Origin of the sequence: Micromonospora globosa (assembly GCF_000717585.1) — a bacterium.
GTDB classification, from domain to species: domain Bacteria; phylum Actinomycetota; class Actinomycetes; order Mycobacteriales; family Micromonosporaceae; genus Micromonospora; species Micromonospora aurantiaca.
In genome coordinates this window covers 41,377-52,697 of record NZ_JNZR01000036.1, presented here as the reverse complement: position 1 = coordinate 52,697, position 11,321 = coordinate 41,377, and the positions used below count along the sequence as shown (strand labels likewise).

Here is an 11,321-nt window from a genome sequence, read left to right as displayed (position 1 = left end):
CCCGGTCACATTCCGAACCCGGAAGCTAAGCCCTCCAGCGCCGATGGTACTGCACTCGGGAGGGTGTGGGAGAGTAGGACACCGCCGGACAATCTTCCAGTCGAGGGCCGCCCCAGCAGGGGCGGCCCTCGACTGCGTTAGCGTTCTCGGCGGAAACGCCATCAGGAAGGATGTACCTGTGAGCTCAGGACCCCAGGGCGGGGACCGCCCCCGTCGTTACGAGGATCGCGCCGACCGCGGCCAGGGGCGTGGTGACGCCGGCCGCGACGGCCGTCGCGATGACCGTCCCTCGTACCGGGGCGGCCGCGACGACCGCCCGGGTGGCTTCCGTGGTGGCGACCGTGACAGTGGCGCCCGCGGCGGTGACCGTCGTGAAGGCGGTTTCCGCGGTGGCGATCGCCGCGAGGGCGGTTTCCGCGGTGGCGACCGTGACGGCGGTTTCCGCGGTGGTGAGCGTCGCGAGGGCTTCCGTGGCGGTGACCGTCGTGAAGGCGGCTCCGGCGGCGGTGACCGGCGCGAGGGCGGCTTCCGTGGCGGCGACCGTGAGGGTGGCTTCCGGAGTGGAAGCCGTCCGGGCGGCGACCGTCGTGAAGGCGGCTTCCGGGGCGGCGACCGTGACGGCGGTTTCCGCGGTGGTGAGCGTCGAGAGGGTGGCTTCCGGGGCGGCGACCGCCGCGAAGCCGGCACCCGCGACGGCAGCTTCCGCAGTGGTGACCGCCGTGAGGGCGGCTTCGGCGGTGGTGACCGTCGTGAGGGCGGTTTCCGTGGTGGGGACCGTCGTGAGGGCGGCGCCCGTGACGGTGGCTTCCGGGGCGGCGACCGTCGTGAAGGTGGCTTCCGCGGTGGTGACCGTGAGGGCGGCTTCCGCGGTGGTGACCGGCGCGAGGGCGGTTTCCGTGGCGGTGACCGTGAGGGCGGCTTCCGCGGTGGCGACCGCCGTGAGGGCGGTTTCCGTGGTGGGGACCGTCGTGAGGGCGGCGCCCGCGAGGGTGGCTTCCGTGGCGGTGACCGTGAGGGCGGCTTCCGCGGTGGCGACCGCCGTGAGGGCGGCTTCGCCGGTGGCGACCGCCGTGAGGGTGGCTTCCGGGGCGGTGACCGCCGCGAGGGTGGCTTCCGTGGTGGGGATCGTCGTGAAGGCGGTGCCCGCGAGGGCGGTTTCCGCGGTGGCGACCGTGAGGGTGGCTTCCGTGGTGGGGATCGTCGTGAGGGCGGCGCCCGTGAGGGTGGTTTCCGTGGTGGGGATCGTCGTGAAGGCGGCGCCCGTGAGGGTGGTTTCCGTGGCGGTGACCGTCGTGAGGGCGGTTTCCGCGGTGGCGACCGCGACGGTGGTTTCCGTGGCGGTGACCGTCGTGAAGGCGGGTTCCGTGGTGGCGACCGTGAGGGTGGCTTCCGTGGTGGGGATCGTCGTGAAGGCGGCGCCCGTGAAGGTGGCTTCCGTGGCGGTGACCGTCGTGAAGGCGGTTTCCGCGGTGGCGACCGTGAGGGTGGCTTCCGTGGTGGGGATCGTCGTGAGGGCGGCGCCCGTGAGGGCGGTTTCCGGGGCGGCGACCGTCGCGAGGGCGGCTACCAGGGCGGCGACAACCGCCGGGAGAGCTACGCCGGCGGCGAGCGCCGCGACGGCGGCTTCCGCGGCGGCGACCGCGACCGTGGCTTCCGGCGCGACGACCGGCGCGATGACCGGCGGCCGGGCGGCTACCGGGGTGAGCGGGACGGTGAGCGCCGTGGCTACGGCGACCGGCCGGGCGGCGACGACCGCCGGACCGGCAACTACGGCCCGCAGCGGGAGCGCCAGGACGAGCGTGGCGAGGGGCGTACCGGTGAGGCGCCGGAGCTGCCGGACGACGTCGTCGCGAGCGACCTCGACTCGGCCGTCCGGGCGGAGCTTCTCTCCCTGGCCAAGCCGGTGGCGGAGACTGTCGCCCGGCACCTGGTCGCGACCGGTCTGCTGATCGACGAGGACCCGGTGCTGGCGCTGGCGCACGCCATGGCGGCCCGGAGGCTCGCGTCGCGGATCGCCGCCGTGCGGGAGGCCGTCGGGCTGGCCGCGTACCACGCGGGTGAGTGGCAGACCGCCATCGCCGAGCTGCGGACGTACCACCGGATGAGCGGCCTGCAGAGCCACCTGGCGGTGCTGGCGGACTGCGAGCGGGCGCTGGGCCGGCCCGAGCGGGCCATCGACCTGTTCCGCGGCGCGGACCGGGACAAGCTCGACCAGGCCGTCGCGATCGAGCTGCTGATCGTGGCCGCCGGGGCGCGCGGCGACCTCGGGCAGAAGGACGCCGCGGTGGCGATGCTCCAGGTGCGCGAGCTGACCGGCGACTCGACCGACCCGTGGGCGGCGCGGCTGCGCTACGCGTACGCGGACGCCCTGCTGGCGGTGGACCGGCGCGAGGAGGCGCGGGAGTGGTTCTCCCGGGCCGCCGACGTCGACTCCGAGGGGGAGACCGACGCCGCCGAGCGGCTGCTGGAGCTGGACGGCGTGGTCATCGAGGGCGACGACGAGCCGGAGGACGACACCGACGCGTCCGAGGCGTCGGCCGAGGACGTCCGCGACGACGACGACCTCGACGACGAGGACGAGGACGACGAGGACGACCTCGACGATGACGACGACGAGGACGACCTCGACGACGACGATGACGACGATGACGACGATGACGACGACGACCGGGATGACGACGCGCCGCTGAGCGGCGACGACACCTCGGGCGTCGACGGGGACGCGGCACGGGCCGGCTACCGGGACCGGGACGCCGGCGATCTGGCCGCCGGCGATCTGGCCGACGACGAGCTGGCCGACGACGAGCTGGCCGACGACGAGCTGGCCGACACCGAGGTCGGCTCGCTCGCCGCCGACACCCCGACCACCACCGCCACGACCGAGGATCCGGCCACCGCACCGGCCGCCGACGCCCAGGCGCCGGCCGCCGACGTCACCCCGGACGGCAAGGCCGACCGGCCCGCGCCCGGTGACGCCGCGGACGGCGAGGGCGAGGCGGCGGACCGCCGATGACCGGGTACGCCGGTGACACCGCCTCCGGCGCGGATCGGGGCGAACCCGACCGCGCCGGGGCGGGCGGGCGGCTGGTCGACGCGTACTCGCTCGTCGTCTTCGACCTGGACGGCGTCATCTACCTGATCGACCGGCCCATTCCCGGCGCGGTCGAGGCGGTCGGCCGGCTGCATGCCGAGGGGCGCGCGGTCGCGTACGCGACCAACAACGCCTCCCGCCGCTCCAGCGAGGTGGCCGACCTGCTCACCGGCATGGGCGTCGCGGCCCGGCCGGCGGAGGTGCTCACCTCCGCGGCGGCCACCGCCGAACTGCTCCGCGACCGGCTGCCCGAGGGCGCACCCGTGCTCGTGGTCGGCGCGGAGGCGCTGCGCGCCGAGCTGCGCGCGGTGGGCCTGCGGCCGGTCGCCACCGCCGACGAGGAGCCCGCCGCGGTGGCCCAGGGTTACGGCCCGCAGGTCGGCTGGTCCGACCTGGCCGAGGCGTCCCTGGCGGTACGGGCGGGCGCGCCCTGGTACGCCACCAACACCGACCGCACGCTGCCCAGCCCGCGTGGCCCGCTGCCGGGCAACGGCTCGCTCGTCGCGGTGCTGCGGACCGCGCTCGGCCGCGACCCGGACGTGGTGGTGGGCAAGCCGGAGCCGGCGCTGTTCACCACCGCCGCGCGGCGGGCCGGGACCGGGCGCACGCTCGTGGTGGGCGACCGGCTGGACACCGACATCGAGGGCGCCCGCCGGGCCGGGCTGGACAGCCTGCTGGTGCTCACCGGGGTCAGCGACGCCGCCGAGCTGCTGGCCGCACCCGAGGAGCGCCGCCCCGCGTACGTCTCGTTCGACCTGGCGGGCCTGTTCGACCCGGCCGCAGTGGTGGCGGTGCCGGGCCGGGCCGCAGACGACGGCTGGTCGGTGACGGAGGCCGGCGCGGACCTCGTGCTCGACGGCGCGGGACCGCCGCTGGAGGCCCTCGCGGCGCTCTGCGCGCTGGCCTGGTCGACCGGGGCCGGGCCGCGCGTCCGGGCGCAGTCCACGGCGGCGGAGGAGGCCCTCGCCGCGTTCGGTCTGGACGACTGAGGCGCCGGGCCGCTCAGAGCAGCTTGCGGAGCTTCATCAGGTCGAACGGGTTCGCCTTGATCGACACCCGCCGGGAGGCCACCGCCGACATGACGTCGAGCCGGCCGTGCACCAGCGCGACGAGGTCGTCGCTGCCGGTGCTCAGCGCGATCTTGGCCTTCGGGTCGTCGCCGTCGGACAGGTCGACCAGCCGGCCACCCTCCAGCCGCCCGTGGAACGCGGTGCCGAGGTCGGTGATCCGGCAGGCCAGGGTGCGGTCGAGGTCGATGCGTCCCTGTGCCTCGGCGTTGCGGTCCAGCCGCGCGGCCAGGTCGTGCAACGCCTGCCGGCACTCGTCCACGCTGGCCACATCGTCTCCTCACCACGAACCACGCCGTTCCCGGCACCGTACCGCAATGGGGTGTCCGGGGTGCCCGGTAGCGTGGCACCTGCACACCTCGCCCCGCGGAAGGACTCAGGCATGCAGGACGCGTGGCGCGCCTACCTCGAGCTGGCCATGGGCCTGACGGAGGCGCCCCGGAAGAAGGCACAGGACGCGGTCATGCGCGTCGTCGGCCAGGGCGGCGCGACCGCCGCCCAGCTCCAGACGCTCGCCGAGGAACTGGTCGCGACCGGCCTGGCGAACCGGGAGTCGCTGACCAAGCTGGTCCGCTTCGAGGTGGACCGGGCGCTGGGCGCGGTCGGGCTGGCCACCGCCGACGAGGTCGCCGAGCTGACCCGCCGGGTGCACGACCTGGAGCGGCAGCTGCGCGAGGCGCGCGGCCACCTCGGGCCGGGCGACACGCCGCCCGCCGCCGCGCCGTCCGGAACAGGCGCGGCGCCGAAGACCGGTTCGCCCGCCGCCGAGTCCTCCCCGGCCACGACGCCGGCCAAGGCCCCCGCGACGACGCCGACGAAGGCGGTGGCGAAGAAGACGGTGGCCAAGAAGGCGATCGCGAAGAAGCCGCCGGCCACCGTGGTCCGTACCCCCGCCGACGGCTCGCCTGCCGCGCCCGCCCGGCCGGCGAAGAAGGCCACCGGGCGCCGGGCGGCCGGCTCGTGACCGCGCCCCGGCCCGGCCCGCCGCCGGGTCTGCGGCCCGGACCGCCCCCGGGGGTACGCCCCGCGCCGGTCGAGGAGGTCGGCGAGGCGCGGCACCCGGCGGTGGACGCGGCCGTACTCGGCATGGCCAACGCCGAGGCGCTCGCCCCGGCCGACCAGATCGCCCAGTACGAGGCGGCGTACGAGACGCTGCGCGAGACCCTCGCCACCATCGACCAGGCCTGAGCAGAGGCGGAGACACACCTGATGGCTCGTCGTACCCGGCTGGACGCCGAACTGGTCCGGCGCGGGCTGGCCCGCTCCCGGGAACAGGCCGCCGCGCTCGTGGAGGCCGGTCGCGTCCAGCTGCGCGGAGTGCAGGCGCGCAAGCCCGCGGCGATGGTCGACCCGGCCGACCCGCTGCTGGTCACCGGCGAGGACCCGGCACAGGAGTACGTCTCCCGGGGCGGCCACAAGCTGGCCGGCGCGCTCGCCGCGTTCGCCCCCGGCGGGCTGACCGTCACCGGCCGGCGCTGCCTGGACGCGGGCGCGTCGACAGGCGGTTTCACCGACGTGCTGCTGCGCGGCGGCGCCGCCGAGGTGGTCGCCGTGGACGTCGGCTACGGGCAGCTCGCCTGGTCGCTGCGGACCGACGAGCGGGTGCGGGTGTTCGAGCGCACGAACGTGCGTACCCTCACGCCGGAGGCGATCGGCGGCCCGGTCGACCTGACGGTGGCCGACCTGTCGTTCATCTCGCTGCGGCTGGTGCTGCCGGCGCTTGCGGCGTGCACCGGGCCCGGCGGTGACCTGGCGCTGATGGTGAAGCCGCAGTTCGAGGTCGGCAAGGAGCGCGTCGGCGCCGGCGGTGTGGTCCGCGATCCGGCGCTGCGCGCCGAGGCGGTGCTGGACGTGGCCGCTGCCGCCGCCGGGCTGGGCCTCGGCCTGGCCGGTGTCGCGGCCAGCCCGCTGCCCGGGCCGAGCGGCAACGTCGAGTTCTTCGTATGGTTGCGCGGGGACGCGCCCGCCGCGGATCCGGAGCGGGTCCGCGCGGTGGTGGCCGCCGGCCCGCAGGGCGCCGCCGCGACGGCGGCCACGACCGAGGAGGTGTCCGGGTGAGCCGTACCGCGCTGCTGGTCACGCACACCGGCCGTCGACGCAGCACCGAGCACGCCCGCGCGGTGGCAGCCGACCTGATCGCCGCCGGGTTCGAGGTGCGTGTGGTGGCCGAGGAGGCCGACGACCTGGACCTGCCGGGCGTGGTGCCGGTGACCGGCCCGGAGGCCGCCGAGGGCGCCGAGATCGTGTTCGCGCTCGGCGGGGACGGCACGTTCCTGCGCGCCGCCGAGCTGGCCCGCCCGGCCAAGGTGCCGCTGCTCGGCATCAACCTGGGCAAGGTCGGGTTCCTCGCCGAGGCGGAGATCGACGACCTGGACACCGCGGTCCGTGACGTGGTCGACCGCAACTACACGGTGGACGAACGACTCACCCTGGACGTCACCGCCGAGTTCGAGGGCGGGCCGACCATCGAGTCGTGGGCGCTCAACGAGATCAGCGTGGAGAAGGGCGAACGCGCCCAGATGCTGGAGCTGCTCGTCGACGTGGACGGCCGGCCGCTGTCCCGGTACGGCTGCGACGGCGTGATCTGCGCGACCCCCACCGGCTCGACCGCGTACGCGTTCTCCGGCGGCGGTCCGGTGGTCTGGCCCGAGGTGGAGGCGCTGCTGCTGGTGCCGATCAGCGCGCACGCGTTGTTCAGCCGCCCGCTGGTGACCGCGCCCACGTCGACGTTCGTCATCACCGTCGACCCGTTCACCACACTGGCCGTGCTCTGCTGCGACGGGCGGCGCGTCTACGACCTGCCGCCGGGCGCCCGGGTGACGGTGCGCCGGGGCACGCTGCCGGTGCGCATCGTGCGGCTGCGGGCCCGCCCGTTCACCGACCGGCTGGTGGCCAAGTTCGACCTTCCCGTCCAGGGCTGGCGGGGCAACCGTCGCTGACCAGCGGCTCAGCGGAAATCTCCGTTCGGCCCACCGGTCCCGGCGCTCGCGCGCGTTACGGTGGGCGTACGGGCCGCGAAGAGGTGAGTCCGGGCGCGGCGGTGAGGCCCGCCGCTTCCCGGATGCGGCCCACCTGTCGCGGGCTCGGCCAGGGGGTGGTCGGGGCCGCGACGGTCGGGACGCCGGAGCGTCGTAGCCGGCCGCGGCGGGCGGACCGGCACGCCGTGTCCGGTCGGGTGTCGACCCCGGCCGGGCCGACAGGTCGCAGGGCCGCCGCCGGAGGAAGCGGCGGCACGCGAGCTGGGCGACACGGTCTCCGGCGTCCCGGCCTCCACTCCGTCGTGCTCGTGTCCACCTGGCGACATGTCGCCGGTGCGGCGGCCTGTACCCGGTGACCAGGTGGCGGACGCCGTCGCAGACTCCGATCGCCGGTCTCACGAGGCCGGCCTCGGAGTAGAGGAGCGTCACATGCACCGGTTCCCCCGCTGGCTCGCCGCCGGCGCGGCCGGGGCGTTGGTGGTCGGGCTCGCCGTACCGGCGTCCGCCGTACCGCCCGCCCGGCCCGCCGGCCCGCCCCCGGGCACATCTGCCCCGGGCGCGCCGCCCGCCCGCGTCACGCTGATCACCGGCGACCAGGTCGAGCTGGTCCAGGCCGCGCCGGGCCGGATCGCCGCCACTGTCCACCCCGGGCCGGGCCGGGACCGGATCGTCTTCCAGACCACGCAGGCCGACGGCGGGCTGCGGGTACTCCCCGCCGACGTCGTGCCGTACGTGTCGGCGGGCGTGCTCGACCCGGACCTGTTCGACGTGCAGGAACTGGCCGAGCAGGGCTACGGCGACGCGGGCCTCACGGCGCTGCCGCTGATCGTGCGCTCCCGGGAACCGGCCGCCGGGCGGGTGCGCCCCCTCGCCGTCGCCGCCGAGTCCCGTCCGCTGTCCAGCATCAACGGCGCCGCGCTGCGTGTCGACAAGGACGATCTGGGCGCGCTGTGGACGTCGCTGCGGGAGACGCCGCAGGCCCGCACCGCGGGTGCCGGACCGGTCCGGCTCGGCGCGGGCGTGGAGCGCGTGTGGCTGGACGGGCGGGCCCGGGTGGCGCTGGAGCACAGCGTCCCGCAGATCGGTGCGCCCGCCGCGTGGGCGGCCGGGCGCGACGGCGCCGGCGTGCGGGTCGCGGTGCTCGACACCGGCGTGGACGCCGACCACCCCGACCTGGCCGGCCGCGTCGCCGAGGCGCGCGACTTCACCGGCGGCGGCAGCGCCCGGGACGGCCACGGCCACGGCACCCACGTGGCGGCCACCGTCGCCGGCAGCGGCGCGGCCTCCGCAGGGCTGCGTAAGGGCGTCGCGCCCGGCGCGCGGCTGCTGGTCGGCAAGGTGCTCGACGACTCCGGCTCCGGCTACGACTCCGGCATCATCGCCGGCATGGAGTGGGCCGCGCGCTCCGGCGCCAAGGTGGTCAGCATGAGCCTCGGCGGCGCGCCCACCGACGGCACCGACCCCATGAGCCAGGCCGTGAACGATCTCACCGCCGAAACCGGCGCGCTGTTCGTGATCGCCGCTGGCAACGACGGTGAGCCGCGCAGCGTCGGCTCGCCCGGCGCGGCCACCGCCGCGCTCACCGTCGGCGCCGTCGACCGCGACGACGTGCTCGCCGACTTCTCCAGCCGTGGCCCGCGCCTGGGCGACAACGGCCTGAAGCCGGAGATCACCGCGCCGGGCGTCGGCATCGTCGCCGCCCGCGCCGCCGGCACCACCATGGGTACGCCTGTGGACGACGCCTACACCCGCGCCTCGGGCACCTCGATGGCCACGCCGCACGTCGCGGGCGCGGCCGCCGTACTCGCCCAGGAGCATCCCGGATGGACCGCCGCGCAACTGAAGGACGCGCTGGTCAGCACCACCCGGCCGAGCACCGGCGCGACGGTGTTCGAGCAGGGCGCCGGGCGGGTCGACGTGGCCCGTGCGCTGCGCCAGCGGGTGTACGGCACGGCCACCGCCGACTTCGGCCGGCTGACCACCGGCGGGCCGGCCGCGACCCGGACGGTGCGCTACGTCAACGGCACCGGAGCCGCGCAGACCCTGCGTCTGGCGCTGGAGCTGCGCAACCTGGACAGCGGCGCGGCCGAGACCGACGGCCTGACACTCGACGCCGGCACGGTGACGGTGCCGGCCGGCGGCGGTGTGGACGTGCCGCTGCGCGCCGACCCGGCCCGGCTGGACCGGGGCCCGCACGGCGGCTGGCTGGTCGCCACCGGCACGGACGGCGTGACGGTGCGTACCGCGGTCGGGCTCACGCTCAGCGGCCCGCAGCACACCGTGACGCTGCGCGCGCTGGACCTGGCCGGGCGGCCCGGATCGTCGCCGGTGGTGACGCTGTTCGGCGAGCACCCGGAGTCGGACGCGATGGGCTGGCTCGGCGTCGGCGACGAGTGGCGGATCCAGGTGGAGGAGGGTCCGTACCTGCTGCACGCGCTGATCGAGCACGGCGCGCCGCTGGACGAGCAGCTCACCCTGGTCACCGACCCGGAGCTGACAGTGGACCGGGACCTCACGGTGGTGCTCGACCCGCGGCGCGGCACGCCGGTACGGATCGAGACGCCGAAACCGTCCGAGCAGCGGGCCGTCCTGAGCTTCTACCAGCACCGGGTGTTCGGTAACGGCCGGCAGGTCGACCACGGCGTGATGACGTTCAGCACCGTGCAGCAGCTCAACGTCACCCCGACCCGGCAGGTGCGCCGCGGCGAGTTCGAGTTCTCCTCGCGCTGGCAGCTCGTCGCACCGATGGTCGACATCGACGTCAGCGGCGTGTCCGGCGCGCTGGACGTCAACCTGATGGGCCAGTCACCGGCCCCGGCCGGGCGGCAGCGGCTACGCCTGGTCGCCGCCGGCACCGGCGCACCCGGTGAGCTGGCCGGCGTGCGGGGCGCGGCGGCGCTGCTCACCGCGTCCGCCGACCGGTCCGAGGAGGAACAGGTGGCCGCCGCGGCGGCGGCCGGCGCGAAGGCGGTGCTGATCGTCCGGCCGGCGGACCACAGCGCGTGGACGGTGTGGCGTCCGACCGGGGAGCGGCTGCCGGCACCGGCGCTCGCGGTGGCGTACGACGACGGGCAGCGGATGCTCGCGGCGGCGCGTACCGGCCGGGCCCGGATGGACCTGACGCTCACCGTTGACAGCCCGTACCTCTACGACGTGTTCCAGGTGTCGAAGGGCCGGGTGCCGGAGCGGATCCTCCACCGGGTCACCGCCGCGAACACGGCCGAGGTGACCGCGCGCTACGGCGACACCGGCGGCCTGGACTGGGCCACCGAGCAGCGGTTCGGGTGGCGGCCCTGGCAGGAGTTCTCCTGGAACGACGACCAGCGGATGGTGCGTACCGGGACGACCCGGCGGGAGTACGTCAGCTCCGGTGACTCGTGGTGGCAGCACCGGGTGCTGCACCGGCTGATGTTCTCCACCATGGGGACGCTGACCGGCGGCCTGTCCGACCGGCCCCGGCGCTACGCGGCCACCGACCGGACCACCGAGTCGTGGCACACGCCGCTGGTGCGTCCCGCCGTGCCGGCCGGTGCGGCCGCGCCGAGCCGGACCGCTGACACGCTCGACCTGAGGGTGGCCGAGTTCGTCGACGCCGACGGTCACGCCGGCGTGGACAACCGGTCGGAGGAGCAGGACACGGTGACCCGCCGGGTCAGCCGCGACGGGCAGCCGATCGCCGACCTGTCCGCCGGCTGGGCGCCGGTGCCTGCCACCGCCGGTCCGGCCCGCTACCGCCTCGACGTGACGACGGCACGGTCGTCGGCGGAATGGCGGTGGGCGACCCGTACCGAGACGGCGTGGGAGTTCACCTCGGCCCGCCCGTCCGGTGACGCGGCCCGGCCGCTGCCGCTGCTCCAGGTCGACTACCGGGTGCCGGCCGACCTGCGCGGCGAGGTGCCCGGCAGGCGGAAGCACACCGTCGGGCTGACGCTGCGCCACCCGGCCGGCCTGCCCGCGCCGGCCGGCACGACGGTACGCGCCGAGGTGTCGTTCGACGGCGGACGCACCTGGCGTACGGCGCCGGTACGCGGCTCCGGCACCCGGTTCACCGCCGAGGTGCCGGCCGGGCGCGGCACGGTGTCGCTGCGCGTCTCGGCGCGGGACCGGTCCGGCAGCACCGTGACGCAGACCGTGATCGACGCGTACGGGCTGCGATGAGACGCCGGGGCGGGGCGGTCCTGGGGC

8 protein-coding genes, 1 rRNA gene and 1 pseudogene are annotated in these 11,321 nt (G+C 76.0%); 8 read left to right on the top strand and 2 right to left on the bottom strand.

Annotation, left to right across the window (positions count from 1 at the left end; genetic code table 11):
* Positions 1 to 90: ribosomal RNA gene (rrf, locus tag IF06_RS32885) — 5S ribosomal RNA — on the top strand; the annotation flags it as partial.
* Between the two features lie 94 nt (positions 91 to 184).
* On the opposite strand, the gene IF06_RS34465 is transcribed toward rrf, so the two are convergent.
* Positions 185 to 1,981 carry a hypothetical protein gene (locus IF06_RS34465; RefSeq protein WP_052166220.1) on the bottom strand — a complete coding sequence of 599 codons (1,797 nt, stop codon included), beginning with the start codon at positions 1,979 to 1,981 and terminating at the stop codon, positions 185 to 187.
* Here IF06_RS34465 and IF06_RS34460 point away from each other — a divergent pair.
* A pseudogene (locus tag IF06_RS34460) lies at positions 1,904 to 2,513 on the top strand (Replicase polyprotein 1ab); the annotation flags it as partial. The gene IF06_RS34465 and the pseudogene IF06_RS34460 sit on opposite strands and share 78 nt — an antisense overlap.
* Before the next feature lie 496 nt (positions 2,514 to 3,009).
* Positions 3,010 to 4,080 (top strand): HAD-IIA family hydrolase, encoded by a 1,071-nt coding sequence (locus IF06_RS0127135; RefSeq protein WP_036311658.1) that lies wholly within the window; start codon positions 3,010 to 3,012, stop codon positions 4,078 to 4,080.
* A gap of 13 nt (positions 4,081 to 4,093) precedes the next feature.
* Here the strand turns inward: IF06_RS0127135 and IF06_RS0127130 are convergent, their stop codons facing one another.
* Entirely contained in the window at positions 4,094 to 4,429 is a 336-nt protein-coding gene (locus IF06_RS0127130) for an SCP2 sterol-binding domain-containing protein (protein WP_013285576.1), read from the bottom strand.
* Positions 4,430 to 4,540: 111 nt separating this feature from the next.
* Here IF06_RS0127130 and IF06_RS0127125 point away from each other — a divergent pair, with 111 nt between their 5' ends.
* The 5 genes from IF06_RS0127125 (at position 4,541) to IF06_RS0127105 (ending at position 11,294) form a co-directional block, all read left to right on the top strand.
* Positions 4,541 to 5,122 carry a phasin family protein gene (locus IF06_RS0127125; RefSeq protein WP_030274387.1) on the top strand — a complete coding sequence of 194 codons (582 nt, stop codon included), beginning with the start codon at positions 4,541 to 4,543 and terminating at the stop codon, positions 5,120 to 5,122.
* Entirely contained in the window at positions 5,119 to 5,346 is a 228-nt protein-coding gene (locus tag IF06_RS0127120) for a hypothetical protein (RefSeq protein WP_030274386.1), read from the top strand. The genes IF06_RS0127125 and IF06_RS0127120 overlap by 4 nt, the downstream gene beginning before the upstream one ends.
* Before the next feature lie 21 nt (positions 5,347 to 5,367).
* On the top strand, positions 5,368 to 6,216 hold the full coding sequence (locus tag IF06_RS0127115) for a TlyA family RNA methyltransferase (RefSeq protein ID WP_013477413.1): 849 nt from the start codon (positions 5,368 to 5,370) through the stop codon (positions 6,214 to 6,216).
* A complete protein-coding gene (locus IF06_RS0127110) occupies positions 6,213 to 7,097 on the top strand; it encodes an NAD kinase (RefSeq protein WP_013285580.1) in 885 nt (294 codons plus the stop codon). Before IF06_RS0127115 ends, IF06_RS0127110 begins: the two co-directional genes overlap by 4 nt.
* Before the next feature lie 468 nt (positions 7,098 to 7,565).
* Positions 7,566 to 11,294 (top strand): S8 family serine peptidase, encoded by a 3,729-nt coding sequence (locus IF06_RS0127105; protein WP_030274385.1) that lies wholly within the window; start codon positions 7,566 to 7,568, stop codon positions 11,292 to 11,294.
* Positions 11,295 to 11,321: the final 27 nt, after the last annotated feature.

Bases quoted from the DNA above. Each gene is read 5' to 3' on its own strand.
- IF06_RS0127125 (WP_030274387.1), top strand. From the start codon at position 4,541: ATGCAGGACGCGTGGCGCGCCTACCTCGAGCTGGCCATGGGCCTGACG.
- IF06_RS0127105 (WP_030274385.1), top strand. From the start codon at position 7,566: ATGCACCGGTTCCCCCGCTGGCTCGCCGCCGGCGCGGCCGGGGCGTTG.
- IF06_RS0127135 (WP_036311658.1), top strand. From the start codon at position 3,010: ATGACCGGGTACGCCGGTGACACCGCCTCCGGCGCGGATCGGGGCGAA.
- IF06_RS0127115 (WP_013477413.1), top strand. From the start codon at position 5,368: ATGGCTCGTCGTACCCGGCTGGACGCCGAACTGGTCCGGCGCGGGCTG.